Raw genomic sequence first — 20,704 nt, 5'->3', positions numbered from 1 at the left:
GGCCACCCGGTGGAAGATAGCAAACGAGCAATGGGCCGCTCAGAATTTCGCCGTCCAGCCCTTTTGAGCGTTGGTTGCGGCTTGTTCCGGAGACTGCTCGCCGGCAAGCATCTTCTGAGCCTCCACGTCGAACTGGGTCATCAGGTCTTCAGCCACCGGCAGGCCCGTGAACTCGTTGGCGAGATAGCCGGTCTTGAAGATTTCGAAAGCCTTGGCGAAAGCCTTGTCCGAGGTCACGAAATCGGGCTTGGCGTTGACGTTGCCCGGGAAGGCATTTGCAAGCGACACGAGCTTGGCATTCACCTTCTCGCTCATCAGATATTGGACGAGCTTCCAGGCTTCATCCTGATGTTTCGAGGCGGCGGAGATGCCGATGCCCCAGGAGGCGTAGGGAAGGCCGCGCTTGCCGCTGTAGTCCGCCACGACCGGGACCGGGATGAGGTCGAAGTTCAGCTTGGGATTGCGTTTGCGGATGAGGTTCACATGCGCAAGCGAGTCGATCATCATTCCGACCCGATCGTTGACGAATTCCTCGACCTTCTCCTGCTCGGTCTTGGTGGCAATGCCGGGCGAGATGACGCCGGCGTCGTTCAGCGATTTGACGAAAGTGAGCATATCGACGACCGGCTTGCCCTCGAGAGCCGGCTTGCCTTCAACCATCATCGATTGGCCCGAGGCCCAGACCCACGACATCAGGTCGTTCTGGACACCGGACGGCGTTTGCAGCGACAAGGGCAGCACCCAGCCATACTGGTTCTTGTCGGCGTGGGTCATCTTCTTGGCGGCTTCGAGAAACTCCGCGCGGGTCGACGGCAGCTTGGTGACGCCTGCCTGGGCGGCGAGGTCCAGATTGACGAAGACCGGATAGACGAACGAAGCCACGGGAAACATCACCGCCTTGCCGTCCACCTTGATGATATCCGCGACCTGGGTCTTGTCGAACCCGCTCGCATCCATCATCGGGTTCATGTCGGCCAGCGCACCCTGCGCGTTCAGATTGTTCACCCAGGCGCCGTCGAGACCGACGACGTCGCTAAGCGTTCCGGTTGCGGCGCCGACCGAGATCTGGTCTCGCGTGGTCGCATAGGGACCGCTGACCAGCGTCACCTTGATGCCGGGGTTTGCAGCCTCGAAGTCGTTCATGATTGCCCTGAGCGAGCCGCCCGGCAATTCGGGCTCCCACCATTGGGTGAATTCCAGCGTCGTGTCCGCCATGGCGCCGGTTGCACCAAGCAACCATGCGGCCGCGGCTATTTTCAGCATCGCGGGTCGTATCCGAAACATCATTTTCTCCTCCTTCTTCAAGGTCGGCCGCACAATGCGGACGATCGTCTGTTCATTCAGAAGCCTTCTTGTATCTTCCGCAGGCACCTCGCTCCCGCCCGCGGTCTTCCGCAGATCTTCAGATCGCCAGATGCGTTTCGGGATCGAAGAAATGGAACTTGGCATCATCCACGGCCAACCGGATTTCCGAGCCGGAGCGGACGGCGCTGATCGGCTCGAACCTCGCCACCGCGTTCGACGCCAGGCCGAAATCGTCCACCGCATCCGGATCGCCGGAGTCCACCCGGACCGCGTCGATGTTCATGTGGACGATCTGTTCGGAGCCGAGTTCCTCGATCGAGGTCACCCTGGCCGGTATCGTCTGATACTTGCGACCGGATTCAAGGCTGCTGTCATAAAGATCCTCCGGTCTGATCCCGAACACGACCTTGCGCCCCGCATACGACCTCAAGGCCGGCCTGCGCACGAAGGCTGCATCCTGCAGCCGGACGGCGAAGTCGCGAAAAGCGAGCTCGCCGCCCTTCAGGGTCGCCTCGAAAAGGTTCATCGAAGGAGAGCCGATGAAGCCGGCAACGAAGGCGTTAACCGGCGATTCATAGAGCCTCTTGGGTGTGTCGACCTGCTGCAGCACACCGCCTTTCAACACCGCGACTCTGTCGCCCATCGTCATCGCTTCGATCTGATCGTGGGTCACGTAAATGGTCGTGACGCCGAGCTGCTTTTGCAGGCTGGTGATTTCGGCGCGCATTTGCACACGCAGTTTCGCATCCAGATTGGAAAGCGGCTCGTCCATGAGAAAGGCGGCCGGCTCGCGCACCATGGCGCGGCCCATGGCAACCCGTTGACGCTGCCCGCCTGACAGGTTCGCGGGTTTGCTGTCCAGCAAAGACGTCAGCTGAAGAGTTTTGGCGATCTCGTCCACGCGCTTCTTGCGCTCGGCCTTCGGCTTGCCTGCCAGCCGCATCGAAAAGGCGATGTTTTCGGATACCGTCATATGCGGGTAGAGCGCGTAGCTCTGGAACACCATCGCGATGTCGCGGTCCTTGGGCGGCATGTCGACGACGTCGACCCCGCCGATCCGAAGGCTGCCGCTGGTGATGTCTTCCAACCCCGCGATCATTCGCAACGCCGTGGATTTGCCGCAGCCGGAAGGCCCGACGAGGATCAAGAACTCGCCGTCCTTGACCGACAGGTTCAACTGGTCGATTGCGCGAAAACTGTTCCCGTAGGTTTTGCAGATCTTCTCAAGAATGACTTCTGCCATATTCCTGCCTCCACAAGTATAAGCCCTGATTTTTATGATTCTCCTGGGCTTGTGTTCGCCTGCGAAATGTTTCGTCGGATCGTTTCAGGTCATACTCCAGCATCCACATGCGCATTTTTCAGGTCGACTGCTGACGGCGCGTTCGCCGATGCCAGGAGTTGCGTGACCTGGTCCTCGGTCGGAAGCGCCTCGCGCCCGCCACGCCCCGTTATCGAAACGGCCGCCGCCGCGGCCGCGAATGCGATCCGGCCCGCGGTGTCGGCTCCGCGCGTCAACGCATGGGCATAGGCGCCATGAAAGCAGTCACCCGCGCCCGTGGAGTCGACGACCGCAACCCGGTGCGGGGGCAGGTGCCAGAGACCTGTCTCTTCACGGCCGCGATAGTACACACCCCTGCCTCCATCGGTCAGAACCACGGCGGATCGCGATGGCAACCACAAGGCATCGAGCATCTCGGCAGGCGATCGGCGCCCCGTGGCAGTCCGTGCAAAGCTAAGTGGAAGAATGAGATGGTCGCAGAGCGCGATCAGCCGTTCCGTGGCGGGACCGCTGCTCCATTCGATGTCGCCCAGGATCGCAAGGCCGAGATCGCGAGCCCGAGCCACGACATCCAGCGACCCGGTCGCATAGCTATCGACGATCAGGACGGTCGCGCGGCTGAGGATATCGTCCGGAAAGTCCGGAGCGGTGCCCAGCATCGCATCGTCGTCATACGCGATGAACCTTTCCCCGTCCGAGCCGACGGTGATCCGCGAGTGCACCGGGCGCGCGTCGGGATGGCGCGGCGCGAATGCGGTTTCAATACCGCTCGCCACGAGATCGAGCTGCACCGCGTCGTCCGAGGCACTGGCCAGCCATCCGACGAACCCGGCGGTTCCGCCGAGCCGCGCGACGGCGGCCAGCGCCGTCGCGACATTTCCCCCGAAGGCGCGGGTACTTTGCAGAACCTTACCCTTGCCCGCCGACAATGGCTGATCGACGTAGACGATGTCGTCGATCGCAATAGCGCCGAAGCCGAGGATCGAGGGGATGGTGGGCATCGTTCAGGCACCCGCCTTCGCCAGGGCGTCTTGCGCCGAAAGGCCGTCATGGATGACGCCGCGAAAGGCAAGCGCTGCCTTCTCCGGATCGCCGTGCCCCCAGAGATTGCGGCCGACCACGGCGCCGCGCGCGCCGGCACGGATGGCATCCGCCGTCTGCTGAAGCGCGCCGAGCAGCGTATCGGTCTTTGGACCGCCCGCGATGACAACCGGCACCGGGCAGGTCCGGACGGTCTCCCGGAACGACTCGAAATCCCCGGTGTAGCCGATCTTGATCACGTCGACGCCGGACTCGTAGCCGATGCGCGCCGCATAGGCGATCTCGTCGGGGGTGAAGACGATCTTTGCTCCGTCGGTGAAATCGCGAGGGTAGATATGCGCCACCACAGGCATGCCGTAGCGGGCCGCCGCATTCACCGAATCGGTCAGCCAGCGTATGTATTTGCCCTCCGTCGCGCCGCGCACCGGAATGGCCACGGCCAACGCATCGGCCCCCGCGCGCACCGCGTCCTCGGGCGTTGCGATCAACTCGCTGATGCGATCGTCCGCGGTGAAGCAGCCCGCCTGAATCACCAGGGAAGCTTTGCCCGCATATTGCGGCCACAGATGGCGCGCGGTGCCAGGCTGGATGCTGACGTAGTCGGGTTTGCCCGCCATGACGCGTGCGAGCGCACCCGGCAGGTCGGCAAGGCCGCCTTTGCGCACGTCGCCATAGCCGACGAAGTGGTCGACCGCGCCGCCAAAAAGGTTCCCCGATGGATGCGAGAAGAGGCGCGCGAGGCGCACCTTGGTTCCTAGGCTCATGAGTCCAAAATTCCCTGATCGGTTGATTTAAAAATGCTCGATCCAGTGTTTCCGAAAGAAAAAAGAAAAACAATCTTTCGAAAGCTTTCGAATCTGCATATTTCCGGTAAGGTGAGCCGAGGCCGGCGCGATTGCTCGGCGCAGGCAGGCAAGGGCCGGGCAATGTTGTCGGAGCAGAGACGCCAATCGATCCTGGGCGAGGTGCAACGCAGCGGACAGGTTCGCATCAAGGACCTGTCGGACGGGTTTGGCGTGTCGGAGGTCACGGTGCGCTCCGACCTCGAAATACTGGACCGCAAGGGACTGCTGACCAAGACCCGTGGAGGAGCGGTGACCCGGACTACCGATTCGACGACGGCCGCGTTCGCCCGCCGGATGCAAACGAACCTCGACGCAAAGAAGCGCATCGCCCGGGCGGCGCTGGACCTGTTCGAGGACAACCAATCGGTCATCTTCGACGGTGGCTCGACCTTGATGCAGCTTGCCATGCAGTTACCGCCGCTCAGCAATGTCGTGGTCGCGGCCACGGCCATGAATATCGTGCAGCATCTTATGCATCGTCCCGGGCTCGACGTTCATATGATCGGCGGCCGGGTCTATCCCGACACGGTGAGCACGCTGATCACCGATGCCGATACGGCTCTCGGCGGCCTGGTAGCGCACCAGGTCTTTGTTGGGGCGCATGCGATAGACTCGTCACTGGATGTGGTCGACGTGAACGAAGACATGGCGCGGACGAAGCGAAACCTCGTTCGCATGGCCCGGCGCGTTGTCTTGCTCGCCGATTCGAGCAAATGGGGCGTCAGCGGGACGTCCAAGGCATTTTCGCTGTCGGCCGTCGATGTGGTGATCACCGACGATGGCCTGCCCGGTCCAATACGCGGTGAGCTTGATAGGGTCGGGGCCAAGGTGATCTATGCCTGAAGCCGTCCCGGTCTCTGATGCGCGACGGAAGACGCGCATGACCCACGGGCTTCGCAGCGGCCGTCGGCCGTTTTTCATGCCGGTCATGTTCTCCTCCTCGCGCTGGCGGCCTCCCAATGCGCGCCAGAATTATCATAAGCTCTATAAAAATCTTACGCGCGTCAACATTTAAAATCCTGTATAGCGGATTGCGGGGGGGCGTGGGAACTGCAACGGTTCGTGCAGCATGCCCTTGGCTTCGGAGGAAAGCTGGAAATGCACGGAAAGTCAGAGACAAAGCTCGGCATCGGTGTCATCGGCTGCGGCAACATCTCGATGACCTATCTGCGCAATGCAGCTCTCTTCGGTGGTGTCGAGCTACGCGCCTGCGCCGACATTTCCGCTGACATGGCCGAGCTGCGCGCCAGCGAATACGGCATCCGAGCGATTGGCGTCGACACGCTGCTCGCCGACCCCGACATCGACCTCGTGCTGAACCTGACCATCCCGGCGGCGCATTTCGACATTTCGTTGTCAGCGCTCTCGGCGGGCAAGCATGTCTTCACCGAAAAGCCGCTGGCAACCTCTGCCGCCGACGGCCGCCGGCTTGTCGCCGAGGCGGCCAAGCGCGGCCTGCTGATCGGCTCGGCGCCGGACACATTCCTGGGTGCAGCCGGCCGCCGCGCGCGCCGGCTGATGGATGCCGGCGCCATCGGCAAGCCGGTGACCGGCACCGCTTTCATGATGGGGCGCGGCATGGAGCATTGGCATCCCAATCCGCAATTCTATTATCAGCCCGGCGGCGGTCCGGTGTTCGACATGGGTCCCTATTACCTGACCGTGCTGGTCAATCTGCTCGGGCCGGTCGAGCGCGTCATGGCGATGGCGACGCGCGGCCAGGAGGAGAGGCTGATCACGGCCGACGGGCCGTTCAAGAACACGACATTCAAGGTCGGCACGCCGACCAACATAATGTCGCTGCTCGAATTCCGCTCGGGCGCCACCGTCACCTTCGGCGCCTCATGGGATGTGTTCAAACACTCCAACCATCCGATCGAACTGCACGGGACCGAAGGCTCGCTCAGGCTGCCCGATCCCGACACGTTCGGCGGCACGGTCTCGCTGTCGGAACGTGGCGCCGACTGGGCCGATTTCGCCAGCGAGAGCGAACTCTACGGCGCCCGCAACTGGCCCTATGCGGCGCCCGACCGCGCCAATTACCGCATGCTCGGCGTCGCCGATCTGGCGCGCGCGCTGGCCACGGGCAGAAAGCCGCGCGCCTCCGGTGAGCTGGCGCTGCATGTGCTTGAGATCATGGAGGCGATCCTGGCTTCGGGCGAAAGCCGTGGCTCGGTTGCCGTCAACGGCACGGTCGACCAGCCGCCGCTGCTTGGCGAAGACGAAGCCGCAACCCTGCTTGCCTGACGGGAGATTCGTCCGTGACATCGCCACCGTCCCCGTCGACACTCGATCCGGAGGCCCGGCATGTGCTCGAGCTCGGCAGCCAGGCCGGCGCGCCGCCGTTCGAAACGGGAACGCCTGAGCAGGCGCGCCGTGCCTACAATGAAGGCTTCCCGACCCTGCAAGGCGAGCGCGAGCTGGTCGCGTCGATCAGCGAGCGCATCATTGCAGGACCCGGCGGTCCGCTGAGGCTCAGGATCTATCGCGGGCAGGGCGCGCCTTCGGCAGGCGCTCCGGCGCTGCTCTATCTCCATGGCGGCGGCTGGGTGATCGGCAATCTCGACTCGCATGACGAGATCTGCCGCTGGTTCGCCAACGAGGCAGTCGCTGTCGTCGTTTCCGTCGACTACCGGCTGGCGCCGGAACACAAGTTCCCGGCGGCAATAGAGGATTGCCGAGCGGCACTTGGTTACATGCAAAGCGCCGCGGACGAGCTCGGCATCGAGGCTGCCCGCATTGCGGTTGCCGGCGACAGCGCCGGCGGCAATCTCGCTACGGTGCTCGGCCTGCTCACGCGGGGGGACAAAAATCCGCCGGCAGCGCAGCTGCTGTTTTATCCCAACACCGATGCCGGGCAGACGACGGACAGCTATCGCCGCTTCGCCATAGGCTTTGGCCTGACCGCCTCGACCATGGCCTGGTTCCGCGACCATTATATCCGCAATGCCGCCGACATCGGCGACTGGCGTACCTCACCGCTGAAGGCGGAAAGCCTCGCCGGTGCGCCGCCCACCTTCATCGCCATCGCCGGTCGCGACATCCTCGCCGACGAAGGCGAGGCCTATGCCAGGCGTCTGCAGCAGGCCGGCGTGCCGGTCGTGCTGGAACACTGGCCCGGTCAGATCCACGGCTTCGTCTCGATGGGCCGTCACGGCCCGGCAGCGAGACAGGCGGTTGCCGCCGCCATTGCCGCGTGGCGAAGCTTCGATCCTGCCTTTGGAAAGGCTCAAGCGGACTGACGCATCACCAGGGCGGCGTCGAGGCTGACCTTCGGCGCGACGTTGGCCGTATCCTCGTTGAGCAAAGCGAGCAGTGTCTCGACGCTGCGCCCCGCCATGGCGGCAAAATCCTGCGCGATGGTGGTCAGTGCGGGGCAGGTGTAGCGGCTCAGCGGATGGTCGTCATGGGCGGCGATACGCAGGTCGCAATCGGCCTTGCGGCCGATCTTCAGCCCTTTCGCGAAGGCTGCCGCCATCACGCCGAAGGCCAGGCGGTCATTCGCACACAGTATGGTCTTGCCGGGCAGACCCCCGGTCTTGCCGGGCAGACCCCCGGTCTTGCCCGGCAGGCCGCTGGCCCCGAGCATCTGTTCCATCTGCTCGTAGCCGATGCGCTCGAAATCCCATGTGTAGTCTCGGGTGTTGCCGATAACCACCGGCTCCTGGCCAAGCTGACGCATCGCGGCGACGTAACTGTTCAGGCGCTCCGGCGAATTGTGATTGACATGCGGGATATCGAAATAGACCGGGGCGTCGCCGGAGCGGCAGAGATAGTCGACGATGGTCGAGACACTCTGGGCATTGTTGTTGCCGACAAAGGGCGTGCCGCCTTCGAGATAGGTATCGAAATAGACGACCGGCATTGTCTGGGTCAGCTTCTCCAGCGTGCGCCGGTCCGAGCGCAAGCCGAGCGGCGCGATCAGCGCGCCCGAAACTTTCAGCGACAGGATGGTACGTGTCGCCTCCATTTCGAGCTCGGTCGAGCCATGCGAGGAGATGACGATCGGCCAGTAGCCCTCGTCGCGCAGCCGAAGTTCGATGCGGCTGACCATTTCGGAATAGAAGGGGTCGGTGACCGTCGGTACGACAATGCCGATGGCGCGGGTGCGCTTGCGGTTGAGGTTGCGGGCAAACAGATTGGGCTGGTAGTCGGATGAGCGCAACGCCTCTTCGATGCGCTTGCGCGTTGCCGGCTTGACGCTGGTCGGATCGTCGAAATATTTCGACAGCGTCGGCCTGGAGACGCCGCAGGAGCGGGCGAAATCCTCCATCGTCTTGTGCGTCATCGGCATTCAATCCCTCGTCTGGCACGCGCCAGAACCTCGGTCATCCCTTGACGCTGCCCAGGGTCCTGCAGCCGGCGCGTCCGCCACGCAACGGCAGACGAAATTTACAGGAAACGTCAGTGGGTTCAACGCGCAATGACAGATTATACCGTGCGTAAATTTGTTCAATTGACGCGAAAATTGTCGCGCATCAAAGTCTCGGCCACAAAGAGCGCTGAAACAGTCCAGGCACCATGACACAACAGATCGATCGGCTTCTTTCCCAGCTTTATCAGCGGCTCGACGCCGCCGCGATTGTGATCGGCGATGCTATCGATCCGCGCTACAGCGACGACCTCTCCGGCAAGGGCGGCGGCCTGCCCGAACTGGTCTTGCGTCCCCGCAACGCCGCCGACGTCGCCGAAATCCTGCGCCCATGCAGTGGTATCGGCCAGAAGCTGGTCGTCCATGGTGGCCGCACCGGGCTGGCAGGCGGCGCGCGCGTGCAGCCGGGCGAAGCGGTGCTGTCGCTGGAGCGCATGACCGCGGTCGAAGCGCCCGACCGCGCCGCGGCAACCATCATCGCAGAGGCCGGCGCGCCGCTGCAAATGGTGCAGGAAGCGGCCGATGCAGCCGGCCTGATGTTCGGCGTCGATATCGGCGCGCGCGGCACGGCGACGGTCGGCGGCAACATCGCCACGAATGCCGGCGGCATTCGCGTGCTGCGCTACGGCATGTACCGCGCCCAGGTGCTGGGGCTGGAGGCCGTGCTTGCTGACGGCTCGATCCTGACTTCGTTGCGTGGCCTGGCCAAGGACAATTCGGGATACGATCTCAACCAGCTTTTCATTGGCAGCGAAGGCACGCTGGGCGTGGTTACTCGCGCCTGCCTGCGGCTGCATCCCAAGCCCGCCACCGAGGTTGCCGCCTTTTGCGCCCTTGGCTCGCTGGAGGCGGCGATTGCGTTGCTGGGGTTGCTCAAGCAGCGGCTCGGTCCCTTGCTGTCAGCCTATGAGGTGAATTTCTCGCCGCTCTACGGCTCCATGATTGCCGGCATGGCGGCGCCGGCGCCGCTGCCTGTCGGCGCGCCCGTCTATGTGCTGGCCGAGATCCAGGGCAGCCAGGCCGAGCTGGACGGCGAGCGTTTCGCTTCGGTGCTGATGCAGGCGGTCGAGGACGGCATCGTCGCCGACGTGGTCGTCTCGCAGTCGCCGCGCGAATTCCGTGCGCTATGGGATGTGCGCGAAGAGGCCAACCGCTTCCTGTTTGCGATCGAGGGCATGATCGGCGTCGACATCAGCATCCCGTTGGCGACCATGGCGGGTTTCCTGCGCAACGCCGAAGCCGCGATCCACGCCGTCGACAGCCGCGCCGAGATCTACGTCTTCGGCCATCTCGGCGACGGCAATCTGCACTATCAGGTCGACACCACGGAACCGGCGGCCGCCTATGAGATCATCTATCGCGGCGTGGCGGCATGCGGTGGCGCCGTCTCGGCCGAGCACGGCATCGGCCTCGACAAGAAGAAATGGCTGAACCTCGTGCGCAGCGACGCCGAAATATCAGCCATGCGCCGGCTGAAGGTGGCGTTCGATCCGCACAACATTCTCAACCCAGGGCGGATTTTCGATATCTTTTGATCGCCAGGAGAATCTAGCTTGCAACTGGCGAGAGCAGCGCGTGTAAGTCGACCGTTATCATCTGCTCGACGCCGTCCAGAGTCATATTTCCCGCGACATAGACGATGATTGCCAGACCGAGCCAGCCGATCCAGCGATACCTGGCAAGCAGCGCCGCCACCAGCGTCGAGGCGACCGCCATCAGAACCACCGACAGGATGAGACCGAACACCAGCGCATTCATGTCGTGGGCGGCGGCGCCCGCCACGGCCAGCACATTGTCCAGCGACATCGAGACATCGGCGACGACGATCTGCAGGATCGCGGTGCGCAGCGCCTTGGCCGGCCGCGCCGTCGCAAGTGCTACGGCTTCAGTGTCGACGTCCTCGCCGTCGCCGGCCGAGCGCAACTCCTGGAACATGTTCCAGCACACCCAGAACAAAAGCATGCCGCCGACCAGCATGATCCCCGGAATTTCCAGCAGTTGCACCGCGATCACCGCAAAGACGACGCGGATCACCGCCGCCGCGGCAATGCCGGCGATGATCGCCTTCTGCCGCAACGCCTTGGCGAGGCCTGCGGCCGCCATGCCGATCACCACGACATTGTCGCCAGAGAGTACAAGGTTGATGGTGATGACTTCCAGATAGGCGGCGACAGTCGTCTGGTCGAAACTCATAAAGCGGTCTCCCCGGAAGGCTCCGGCTGGTTGCGGGCGCATCGGACCGATGTCTGCGCAAACGCGAAGACAGCTGATTTGAGTGCAGCCCGGTATTGAAACAAGACGCCAGCGCGGCCAATCGGTCCTCATCCACGGGAATTCATCGCCGGGTCGTGATTTCCGACCAGAAATGCCCGTCCCAGAATGCCCATCATGGAAGGAAGACAAAAGCGTTCCGCTTGCCTATCAATATTGCCGACCAAAGGAGAGACGAGCATGAGCAAGACGGCACTGATTTTCTGGGGCGGATGGGAAGGCCACACGCCGGCTCGCAGCGCCGCTGTCGTCAGCGAGATATTGACCGGGCATGGCTTCGAGGTGCGGATAGAAGAGGGCACATCCGCGCTCGCCGATCCGCAGCTCCCGGTCATCGATCTGATCGTGCCGGTGATCACCATGTCGACGATCGAGAAACCGGAGCTGCAAAACCTCACCGCCGCCGTCAGCGGCGGAACCGGCCTTGCCGGCTTCCACGGCACAATGGGCGACAGTTTTCGCAACGAGCCGGCCTATCAGTTCATGACCGGCGGCCAATGGGTCGCGCACCCCGGCGACATCATCGACTACCGTGTCGACATCATCAGCGACGATCCGATCGTCAGGGGTATCGAGGGTTTCGCCTACCATTCCGAGCAGTATTACATGCATGTCGACCCGAGCAACGAGGTGCTGGCGACGACGACGTTCAGCGGTGAGCATCTCGACTTCATCGACGGCGTCGTCATGCCCGTGGTCTGGAAGCGCCGCTACGGCAAGGGCCGCGTCTTCTTCAGCGCGCTCGGCCACACCGCGGATGAGTTTTCCGTCCCGCAAATGCGCACCATCTTCGAGCGTGGGGTGCTGTGGGCCAGCCGGTAACCGGGGCCTGTCCGAGCAAGCAACGGCGATATCACGCCTCCGCTACTCGCTAAGCCGCGGCTAACGCTCTATGCTGGCTGAGGTCACGGCGTTCGACCGCCGTCATCGCAACTGAAATGTGTTGTCACGGGGGACATGCATGTTCGGGGTCGTCGGATTAGTAAGGCATGGAAAGTCGTCGCAGCGCTGGCGTCCGCCCGCTCTGGTGGTCGTGGTGTTCGGTCTGTTGCTGCTTGCGCCGCAGGCGGCCAACGCGCAGCTGAACTGGACGCTCGATCCGGCGAATTCGACACTCACCTATCAATCGGTGAAGAAGAACACCATTGTCGAAACCAACAAGATCAGGAACCTCTCGGGCACGCTGACATCGGATGGCGCCGCCAAGGTCACGTTCGACCTCAACTCGGTCGACACCGGTATCGACCTTCGCAATGTCCGCATGCGCTTCCTGTTCTTCGAAACCTTCAAATTCCCGACGGCGGAAGTGACGGCGAAAGTCGATCCCGCCGCTTTTGCCGATCTCGCCACCAAACGGCGCATGAGCGCGCATATCCCGTTTCGCCTGAGCCTGCACGGCGTCGACAAGGACCTTGAGGCCAATGTCGTGGTCACTATGATCACCGACAGCATGGTGTCGATCGCCTCGGAGGCGCCGGTCGCCGTGCATGTCGAGGATTTCGGCCTGTTGCCCAACATCGAAAAACTCCAGCAGGCGGCCAATGTCAGCAGCATCGTCCCGACGGCTTCGGTGTCGTTCGACTTCGTCTTCACCGCTGACGGGGCCAAGCCTGCGGCCACGCCTGCCGTCGCGGCCGCAGCCCCAGCCGATGCGGGGCCGGTCGCCACAGATGCAGGCAAGACGTCCTTCAGCGACGATGAATGCCTGAACAGGTTCGAGGTGCTGTCGCGCACCGGCGCCGTCTATTTTCGCCCAGCCAGCGCTCGGCTCGATGAAAAGAGCCGCCCACTGCTGGCCGAGGTGGTCGGCGTCGTCGGCAAATGTCCGAAACTGAAGGTCGAGGTTTCGGGCCATACCGATTCCGACGGCTCGCCGACGGCCAACAAGAACCTGTCGGAACGGCGCGCCAAGGCGGTCGCCGACGCGATCATCGCTGCGGGCATTCCATCGGCGCAGATCACGGCTTCCGGCTATGGCGAGGAAAAGCCGGTGGCGCCGAACGATACGCCGAAGAACAAGGCGCTGAACCGGCGGATCGAGTTCTCCGCCACGCCGCTCTCCAACTAAGCCGGTCCTTAACTGAGAAGGCCCGTCAACCGAAAAGGAATCCGGTGCGTTTGGACATGATTGCAAGTTGCGGCAACTTCATGCGCGGCATCGGCCTCGCCGTGCTGGCGCTTGCGTTGACCATGACCATTACCATGACCGCGGCCAGTGCCGAACGCCGCATCGCCCTGGTGCTCGGCAATTCCCACTACCGGAACGCGCCGGTGCTGCCCAATCCGGTGAACGATGCGCAGGCAATGTCCGATCGCCTGAAGGGGCTGGGCTTCGAAATCGTCTCCGGCCTCGATCTCACCAAGGCGCAGACGCAGGAAAAGATCGCGCAATTCGCCAGGCAGGTGCGTGGCGCCGATATCGCGCTGTTCTTCTATGCCGGTCATGGCCTGCAGGTCTCGGGCAGGAATTACCTGCTGCCTGTCGATGCGGCGCTGGAGGACGAGACCTCGCTGGACTTCGAAGCCGTGCAGGTGGATTTCATCCTGCGGCAGATGTCGCGCGAGACCAGCATCAGGCTGGTGTTCCTCGACGCCTGCCGCGACAACCCGCTCGCCGATGTGCTTGCCAAGGAGACCGGCGGCGACAGCACGGCAAGCAGCGGCCTTGCCGAAATACCGATCGAGAATGGCGGCGCCGGCACGCTGGTCGCCTTCGCTGCCAGTCCCAACCAGCTCGCCTATGACGGACCGGGCGAGCACTCGCCGTTTTCGGCGGCGCTGCTTGCGCATATCGGCGAGGTCAACGTCTCGATCACCGAAGCGATGAACCGGGTTACGTCGGATTTGTTCAAGGCCACAGCCGGACGCCAGCGGCCCTGGATCAACGTTTCGCTGGCCACCGATGTCGTGCTTCACAAGGTCGATCTCAAGGCGCCGCTGATCGTCGGCGATTCCGGCGCGGCTGCGCCCGAAGGCGATACGCAGGCGCGCACCGGCGCGGCCGCCAGTCCGCCGGGTACGGACGCCGGCGAGCAGGCGCTGGAACAGCTGCGTGAGGAAATTCCGAAGCTGGGCTCGGACGCGCCAGTCCTTTTCGACGTTCCGGTCAATTTCGGCGACCCGGCGATCGACGGCAAGAGCATCGCCCAACTCATCCAGGGCAAGCCGCACTTCAGTCCGGTCGAGGGCCTGGAAAAGTCCGTCTGGGACAACCAGTGCAGCAACTGTCATCAATGGACCGAGGAGCGGCTGTGCGACCAGGCCAAGACCTACGTCACCAATGATGTCTCGGTGTTGCGCCTGCAACACCCGCTGGGCACGCGCTTCAAGGTGGCACTCGGCAAATGGGCGCAAAACGGCTGCAAATGAGACCGCCAACAATGGGTTGGATCAGATTTCAATGAAATCTCATCACGATCCAGAGCAATCAGGCTCGGCGCAGCGCCTCGGTTCCGGCCAGATGGATGCCCATCTCGACAAAGGCGGTGAGCACGGAGAAACGGTCCGCCACCGCAACCCGCGCCAGTCCGGCCAGTATGCCGGCATTGACGGCATGCGCAGCCGGCAGCGGCCGCAGCCTCGACCCGTTGGTCTGCGGCGTCAGGCCATTGATGTGCCGTTGCGCCGCTAGCGCGATCCAGCCGGCAGGCGTGTGCTGCTGCGTCATCGCCGCCCCGGCGACAGCCTCCCGGCGGCTTGCATTGTTGGGGTCGCCGACCCAGTCCTGGATCAGGGCCAGCGTTGCGAGATCCTGCTCTTCGAGCAGCTCGGTCAGATGCCCAAGGCACTCATGGCCCCACCAGATTGCGGCCCGGTCAGGCAGGAGATAGGCGCAAAAGGTAATCGCTTCCTCGGGGATGCGCCCGGCCATCAGCCGGCGGCAGAACTCGAGCGAGGGTTGGTCGGTCGGAACGGCCGTCATGTCCCGGGCGACAGCCGTGTTCGCGGCGAAGAGATCGCGTGCGGTCTGGAATCGAAGCCCGTTGACCATCGCTGCTGTTATCCTCCCCCAGCCCTCACTCAACCCGCCTGCGAGGCGCGGGTCAAGTCTGTCGACCACCACATGTCCATGACGTTGTTCACAGACAAACGCCTCACGGTTTGGTATATTCCACAGCCGACCGTGATCTCGACAGATCATTGTCGAACAGGAAGAGTTGGCCCGGATCCATGGATCGGGCCTGAGTGAAAATCGGATGCTCGAAACGGGAGTAACCGTTATGCAGCGGCACATTTCAGTCTTGGCATTGGCGACCGTGCTTTTCTCGACTCACGTCTATGCCGACCCACTTCAGAAATCGGAAGACATTGTGAAGTTCTTTGCCGGCACGATCGATCACGGCGCGGCACGCGGGATTTGTGTCGGCACCGAGGACGAGTGCAAGAGCAAGACCGGCCAGAAAGAAAAGCCTCCGGAGAAGACCGGCCTCGATATGCTGATCAATTTCAGCCTGGATTCGTCCGAGCTCGACGCCAAGGCGCGCAGCGAACTCGACGAATTTGCCAAGGCGCTGAAGGACGATCGGCTGAGCAAGCTGTCCTTCGTCGTCGAAGGCTATACCGACGCATCCGGCTCGGCGACCTACAATGAGGGGCTGTCGCAGCGCAGGGCGCAATCGGTCACCGCCTTCCTCGAATCCAACGGCATCGAATCCACCCGCATCAAGGCGGTCGGTCTCGGCGAGGCCAATCCACGCAATCCCGATCCCTACGATCCCGTCAACCGGCGGGTCGAGATGCGGATCAAGGCGCAGTAGCTTCGCCGGCTGCGTCTTCCGGCCGTCGTCAAACACAACGCCGCGCGTCCAACGGACACGCGGCGTTTTTATTGTTTGACATGATCGATCAGTTCTTGAGCACGCCGCCGACCGCTACGCCGGTGCCGAAGATCAGCGCCTTGGTCAGGAAATCATTGTTGTCCCGCGGCGGCGGCTCATCCTCGCGCACGACCTCCCGGTTGCGCCTTTTCTGCACGAACTGCTGCTGTCGGCGCGGCTTCTGGGCGTACTGCTTCTTGCGTGGCTTTTCCGCCACCGGCTTCAGCGTGCGGGCCTTCTGCACCATCTGTTTTTTCGGCTTGTCCACGCCGGCCTGGTCGGCCTCATGCTTGGCACGCACGGCCTCCATCATCGGATCCGTCTGGATAACCAGGAATGCCAGTTGCTCGCGCGTCAGGAAGGTGGTCGGAGGCAGCCCGTTCCCCTCTTGCCAGTCGCCGATCGCTTGCCGGGTCTTGGCGCCGATATTGCCGTCAACGCGGCCAAGCTCGTTGCCCAGCGCCTCGACGCGCAATTGCAGGTCGATGCGGCCCTGGCGATCGAGACCGATCGCGTTCTCCGTCGCCTCGGTGCCCAGCACCTTCTTCATGTCGTCCGAAATGCCGACCGAGGTGCGCACGGCAGAACCCGAGTTCGCTTCGTCGGCATCGAGCGCTGCCACCTGCCGTTCCTGGGCTTTCGGATCGTTCAGCGCATCGATGTTGAGCCGCGCCACCGTGGCGAAGCGGCCATTCGGGAACTGTTCGAGATAGGCTTCGTAGAATGGCGCGGTGTTGCGCTTCGAGGCCTCGTCCCAAAGCCGCTGCTCGACTTCCCACGAAGGCGGTTCGCTGGTGACGGGGGCAGGGGCGGGCGCTGTCGCGGCGTTCGCGTCGTCGGCGGCCGGTTTTGCCACCGGCACGGCTTCGGCGGCCGGTTTGCCAAGGAAAACCTCGCGGCCCAGCGATGCGTTGTGCCATGGCCGCTGGCGGCCTTGCGTGGTCTCGGCCACTTCGCCGCGCACCCGCGTCAGCGCGCTCTGGATCTCGATGCCGGGTTCGGTCAGGTGCCTGGCGAGCGCGGTCGAGTAGGGGCTGTCGACGCCGTTGCCGTCAAAGGCGATGGCGCCCGGGTCGGTGGCATAAGCAATCAGGATGCCGCCGGTGCCGACGCCCTCTGATTTAGGGTCGATCGGCGCCAGGCCGGTGCCCAGCGCGGTGGAGCGGGTCTTCGGCATCGCGGCCGCCAGTGTGCGTGCCAGCGGATTGTCGCGGCAGGCATCGAGGATGATGACGCCGACCGCCGGGTCGGGTGGCAATGCGGCCATGAAGTCGTCGATCTGGACGGTGCGGGTCTTGAGATAGGCAGGTGACGTCAGTTCGGCGTCGACCGGCATCAAAAAGTTCTTGCCGTCGACCTGCATGCCGTGGCCGGCATAGAAAATGACGGCGAGGTCGGCATCGTAGGACTGCTCGGTGAATTTGCTGATCAGGCTGTGCATGCCGGCATTGTCCTGGTCGACGCCCTCGATCACCTCGAAGCCGGCATTGCGCAGCGTCGATGCGATGAGATGCGCGTCATTGGCCGGATTGGGCAATTCGACGGCATGGACGTATTTGCTGTTGCCGATGACCAGCGCGACGCGTTTGACGCCACCGGCATCCGGCGCCGCCGCCTGGACGGTGCCAAGCGCGGTCAGCATTAACAGAAAAAATCCGCTCAAAAGGACGGCAAACGCTTTCATGGGATCGGCCCTCCGCCCCAATGGGGCGCGTTATTGATGGCTGCGCATGCTAAATTTCACCAGCGACTGTATCGCTTCTGCCAAAATGGCTGTTGGGCGTATGTGATCCCAGCCACAGTTTTGGTTCACAAGGACCCAAAAACCTTCCCAAATATCCGCAAACATACCATTCGCCGGCCTCAGAACCAATCGGCTTGGCGAAAGCCGGGGCGAACTGCCAGCTCTAGCCCGGCTCAAGAGTATTTTGGATCGAGCCGACCAGTGCCGTTATCGCCTGCTTGTATTTTTGGAACTCCGGCGATGTCTGGCGGACTTCCGTCGTCGTCTGCTGGCCCGCATCGGTGGTGGCGGGCGTCGGCAATTTGCGGCCCATCTTCCGTTCCGCCCAGTCGACGACGTAGCTGGCGGTCTTGCCGGCAAGAAACGGGTTGGCCTGGATAACGGACGAGCCGAGCACGGCGCTCAACTGCGCCGATCCCGGCGACGCCAGCACCTGATGGGCGCCTTCCATACCGAGGAAATGGCAGAGATAGAGCCGGCCGGCGGTGATCTGGTGGCCACGCGCCTTGAGATAGGCTTCGCCCTCGCGCGCCAGATTGCGCACCATCTCACGCGAGATGGTGGCGTCGTAGCGCAAAGCGAGCAGGTCTGCGGTCGACAGCGAGCGCGCCAGTTCGGGACGATAGGTGTTCATCATCCGGATCCAGGTCTTGGATATGAACTGGCCGGCGCCTGTCGCCGAAGACAGCGGGTTCTTGGCCCGCGCGCTACCGCCCGATTCGACGTGGACGATACGGTCGGTCAGCGTTTCGACGGCGGGATCGCTGGAAGTGACGGCGATTGCAGCGGTCACTGTTCCGAGCGGATCGATCGCCTGACCGCTTTGATAGAGTTCGAAATGCAAATGTGGCCCGGTCGACAGGCCGGTGGTGCCGATATAGCCGATGATGTCGCCGGCCTTCACCTTGGTGCCGACACCGCTGGCAATGGCGAATTTCGACATATGCGCGTAGCGCGTCTCGCGGCCGCCGCCATGGGCGATCTTGACCACATTGCCGTAGCCGCCGCCGTCGCCCTGGAAGATGATCTCGCCGTCGAAGGCTGCGGCGATCGGGGTCCCCACGGGTGCTGCCCAGTCGACGCCCTTGTGGATGCGAACAACGCCCAGGATCGGATGCTTGCGTGGCCCGAAGGTCGACGTCATGACACCGTTGACCGGCGTCACCATGCCCTTGGCCACCGTCAGCGAGCGCACCTGGTCGTCGCCCGAGACGCAGGAAAACTGGCCGTCGCTCTGCTGGAAAACGAAACAATCGAGGCTCTTTTGCGTGCCTTGGATGCCGACATAGAGCACCCGTCCGTCGGTCTCGTTCTTGCCGCGCGGCGTCTGCGAATAGATCAGCACAAGGCGCTGGTCCTCGCTGGCGAAAGCATCCAGATCCTTTCCGCGCGACAGATACATGATGGCTTCGCCGATGATGCCGCTCGGCACATTGTTGCGGGCCGCCGTCGAATAGATCGCGTCGAGCAGGCGGTATTGCCGTTTCTGCGTGCCTTCGGTCTCGGCGCCCGAATAATTGAACAGGTCCTCGCGCACCCACGGGTCGACGCCCGACACGAAGGCACCGGCCGCGTTGCGTGTCAGCGTGCCGACAAAGACGTTCCTGGCGTAGATCGAGACCTGCATCAGCGACATCGTCGTGGTCTCGCGCGTCGGCCTAAAGCCGCGCATCGCCACGACATAACCAGGCTGCAGGCCGTTCTTGTCGAACAGCGCCTTCAGCGCCTCGCCGGCAAGCTTTGCGTCGTCGGCGGAAAAATGCGCATCGAGCGCCACGCTGTCCAGGCTGCGGTCATTGAGGATTTTCACGAAAATGTCCTGGGTCGCCTCGAAGCGCTGGTATTCCGAGCTGACGGTGGCAACGCTGGTGTTGTTTTCGACCGGTGTCTTCTGAAAGGCGGGGAGTGCCGCTTCGCCCTCATCGATGGTCTCGCCCCAGCCGGCCTCGGGGTCATCGGCCGCCGCCGATGCACCCGGAGCAGCCTGCGGGTCAGGAGCTGGGCCGGAGGCCGCCGGAGCCCCGTCCGCGCCGGGCGATGGTTGAAGATCGTTCTGCAGGTCATTCTGCGGATCGTTGGGTTCGGCGGGTGGCGCGACCGCGGTCTTCCGCTGCGCCTGGAAGAAGGCGAAATCCTCCTGCGTCGAGGGGATCGTCGTCATGAATTTTTCGCTGGCGCTCAGCATCACGTCGGAGAGAACCATGATCTGAGGGGAGATGCCGGCCTGGTCGAGCTCCGTCGGGCGCGGCATCCCGCGGCTCTTGGCGGCGCCCGCCTCCGGCGCCAGTGTGATCCACATCGGGTCGCCGGCAAGGTCGATGATGGCCGGCACGTAGACCGATGCGTCGGCCGGCACGTCGTCCGAGCCTTCGACGGCATGCAGTTCCTCGTCCTCGTCGCCGAACGACCAGTAGTCGGCGGTAAGATAGAAGCCGGTGGCAATCGCGGCGAGGACGATTGTCGCCAGGCCAGCCGCCAGCCCGAGCCAGATCCTGCGCCTGCGTAGCGCGGCGCGCGCCTGCTTCTTTGCCTTGAAGCTGGTGTCGATGCTGTGCGTCACGGTGCGCTTCCGGTCAGGAAGAAGGTCCAGCGCACCTGTTCCTGCGTGTCGACTTCGAGAAACTTCGCCGCGATATGGCCGCGCTGCCAGCATTCATCGATGCCGCGGATCGAAAACCGCCGCCGCTCGATGCACATGTCGGTGGAGCCTGCCAGAATGGCGTGGCCGAAGACATCCGTCGCGTAGATGTAGATGTAGCGGTTGGTCAGCTCCTCGCGGATGACGTTGACGCATTGATTGGCGCCGATGGTCCACCAGCCATCGGTCTGGTCGGCATCGTCGACCTTCTGACCGACGGCAAGATTGACGACGTCGAGCGTCTGGTTGCAGACGGTGAATTCGGCGCGCGCCTGCCCGGTGGAAAGAAGCGCCAGCAACAGCGTCGCGACCGCGCTCGCGGCGAGCTTCACGCGCACGTTCCGGGCAAGCAGGACGGGATCTCGGCGACGGCGTTGCATCGGCGTCGG

At 63.4% G+C, this 20,704-nt stretch carries 18 protein-coding genes; 8 read left to right on the top strand and 10 right to left on the bottom strand.

All coding sequences use genetic code 11. The features are described from left to right. Nucleotides 1-39: 39 nt before the first annotated feature. The 4 genes from NKI61_RS08750 to NKI61_RS08735 all read right to left on the bottom strand — a co-directional run bounded on the left by NKI61_RS08750 (nucleotide 40) and on the right by NKI61_RS08735 (nucleotide 4,392). Nucleotides 40-1,287 (bottom strand): ABC transporter substrate-binding protein, encoded by a 1,248-nt coding sequence (locus tag NKI61_RS08750; RefSeq protein ID WP_023804404.1) that lies wholly within the window; start codon nucleotides 1,285-1,287, stop codon nucleotides 40-42. A gap of 115 nt (nucleotides 1,288-1,402) precedes the next feature. Beyond that, the gene (locus NKI61_RS08745) at nucleotides 1,403-2,548 is read right to left on the bottom strand and encodes an ABC transporter ATP-binding protein (RefSeq protein ID WP_023686996.1); all 1,146 of its coding nucleotides are present in this window, start codon (nucleotides 2,546-2,548) and stop codon (nucleotides 1,403-1,405) included. An 89-nt stretch (nucleotides 2,549-2,637) separates the two neighbouring features. Then, nucleotides 2,638-3,588, bottom strand: coding sequence for a PfkB family carbohydrate kinase (locus NKI61_RS08740; protein WP_023724285.1), 951 nt, complete (start codon nucleotides 3,586-3,588; stop codon nucleotides 2,638-2,640). A gap of 3 nt (nucleotides 3,589-3,591) precedes the next feature. Next, nucleotides 3,592-4,392, bottom strand: a complete 801-nt coding sequence (locus tag NKI61_RS08735) for a beta/alpha barrel domain-containing protein (RefSeq protein ID WP_023692211.1) — start codon at nucleotides 4,390-4,392, stop codon at nucleotides 3,592-3,594. Between the two features lie 162 nt (nucleotides 4,393-4,554). On the opposite strand from NKI61_RS08735, the gene NKI61_RS08730 reads away from it, so the two are divergent. From NKI61_RS08730 to NKI61_RS08720, 3 genes are all read left to right on the top strand, one after another. Beyond that, nucleotides 4,555-5,316 carry a DeoR/GlpR family DNA-binding transcription regulator gene (locus NKI61_RS08730; protein WP_023682641.1) on the top strand — a complete coding sequence of 254 codons (762 nt, stop codon included), beginning with the start codon at nucleotides 4,555-4,557 and terminating at the stop codon, nucleotides 5,314-5,316. A gap of 255 nt (nucleotides 5,317-5,571) precedes the next feature. After that, nucleotides 5,572-6,720 (top strand): Gfo/Idh/MocA family protein, encoded by a 1,149-nt coding sequence (locus tag NKI61_RS08725; RefSeq protein WP_023754006.1) that lies wholly within the window; start codon nucleotides 5,572-5,574, stop codon nucleotides 6,718-6,720. Nucleotides 6,721-6,734: 14 nt separating this feature from the next. Next, nucleotides 6,735-7,715, top strand: coding sequence for an alpha/beta hydrolase (locus tag NKI61_RS08720; protein WP_352839189.1), 981 nt, complete (start codon nucleotides 6,735-6,737; stop codon nucleotides 7,713-7,715). Here the strand turns inward: NKI61_RS08720 and NKI61_RS08715 are convergent. Further along, complete coding sequence (locus NKI61_RS08715) at nucleotides 7,703-8,767, bottom strand: LacI family DNA-binding transcriptional regulator (protein ID WP_023807536.1); 1,065 nt, start codon at nucleotides 8,765-8,767, stop codon at nucleotides 7,703-7,705. The genes NKI61_RS08720 and NKI61_RS08715 overlap by 13 nt on opposite strands. Nucleotides 8,768-8,994: 227 nt before the next feature. Between NKI61_RS08715 and NKI61_RS08710 the strand changes: the two genes are divergently transcribed. After that, the gene (locus NKI61_RS08710; RefSeq protein WP_352839188.1) at nucleotides 8,995-10,380 is read left to right on the top strand and encodes an FAD-binding oxidoreductase; all 1,386 of its coding nucleotides are present in this window, start codon (nucleotides 8,995-8,997) and stop codon (nucleotides 10,378-10,380) included. Between the two features lie 13 nt (nucleotides 10,381-10,393). Here NKI61_RS08710 and NKI61_RS08705 read toward each other — a convergent pair whose 3' ends face one another. Beyond that, nucleotides 10,394-11,038, bottom strand: a complete 645-nt coding sequence (locus NKI61_RS08705; protein ID WP_352839187.1) for a YjbE family putative metal transport protein — start codon at nucleotides 11,036-11,038, stop codon at nucleotides 10,394-10,396. Nucleotides 11,039-11,296: 258 nt separating this feature from the next. On the opposite strand from NKI61_RS08705, the gene NKI61_RS08700 reads away from it, so the two are divergent. The 3 genes from NKI61_RS08700 to NKI61_RS08690 all read left to right on the top strand — a co-directional run bounded on the left by NKI61_RS08700 (nucleotide 11,297) and on the right by NKI61_RS08690 (nucleotide 14,485). Further along, nucleotides 11,297-11,938: a ThuA domain-containing protein gene (locus NKI61_RS08700; RefSeq protein ID WP_023695267.1), complete on the top strand. Its 642-nt coding sequence runs from the start codon at nucleotides 11,297-11,299 to the stop codon at nucleotides 11,936-11,938. 139 nt (nucleotides 11,939-12,077) lie between these two features. Beyond that, the gene (locus NKI61_RS08695) at nucleotides 12,078-13,184 is read left to right on the top strand and encodes an OmpA family protein (protein WP_352839186.1); all 1,107 of its coding nucleotides are present in this window, start codon (nucleotides 12,078-12,080) and stop codon (nucleotides 13,182-13,184) included. Nucleotides 13,185-13,240: 56 nt separating this feature from the next. After that, a complete protein-coding gene (locus tag NKI61_RS08690; protein ID WP_352839201.1) occupies nucleotides 13,241-14,485 on the top strand; it encodes a caspase family protein in 1,245 nt (414 codons plus the stop codon). 58 nt (nucleotides 14,486-14,543) lie between these two features. On the opposite strand, the gene NKI61_RS08685 is transcribed toward NKI61_RS08690, so the two are convergent. Then, nucleotides 14,544-15,176, bottom strand: coding sequence for a DUF6931 family protein (locus tag NKI61_RS08685; RefSeq protein ID WP_352514644.1), 633 nt, complete (start codon nucleotides 15,174-15,176; stop codon nucleotides 14,544-14,546). Between the two features lie 160 nt (nucleotides 15,177-15,336). Between NKI61_RS08685 and NKI61_RS08680 the strand changes: the two genes are divergently transcribed. Beyond that, nucleotides 15,337-15,873, top strand: a complete 537-nt coding sequence (locus tag NKI61_RS08680) for an OmpA family protein (RefSeq protein WP_023732205.1) — start codon at nucleotides 15,337-15,339, stop codon at nucleotides 15,871-15,873. An 88-nt stretch (nucleotides 15,874-15,961) separates the two neighbouring features. Here NKI61_RS08680 and NKI61_RS08675 read toward each other — a convergent pair whose 3' ends face one another. From NKI61_RS08675 to NKI61_RS08665, 3 genes are all read right to left on the bottom strand, one after another. After that, nucleotides 15,962-17,575: a caspase family protein gene (locus NKI61_RS08675; RefSeq protein WP_352839185.1), complete on the bottom strand. Its 1,614-nt coding sequence runs from the start codon at nucleotides 17,573-17,575 to the stop codon at nucleotides 15,962-15,964. A 265-nt stretch (nucleotides 17,576-17,840) separates the two neighbouring features. Beyond that, entirely contained in the window at nucleotides 17,841-20,237 is a 2,397-nt protein-coding gene (locus NKI61_RS08670; protein ID WP_352839184.1) for a M23 family metallopeptidase, read from the bottom strand. After that, complete coding sequence (locus NKI61_RS08665) at nucleotides 20,234-20,695, bottom strand: DUF1036 domain-containing protein (protein ID WP_023667922.1); 462 nt, start codon at nucleotides 20,693-20,695, stop codon at nucleotides 20,234-20,236. The genes NKI61_RS08670 and NKI61_RS08665 overlap by 4 nt, the downstream gene beginning before the upstream one ends. Between the last annotated feature and the right edge of the window lie 9 nt (nucleotides 20,696-20,704).

Source organism: Mesorhizobium sp. M0514, from assembly GCF_040321145.1.
Classification (GTDB): Bacteria; Pseudomonadota; Alphaproteobacteria; order Rhizobiales; family Rhizobiaceae; genus Mesorhizobium.
This window is presented reverse-complemented; position numbering and strand designations above follow the sequence as displayed.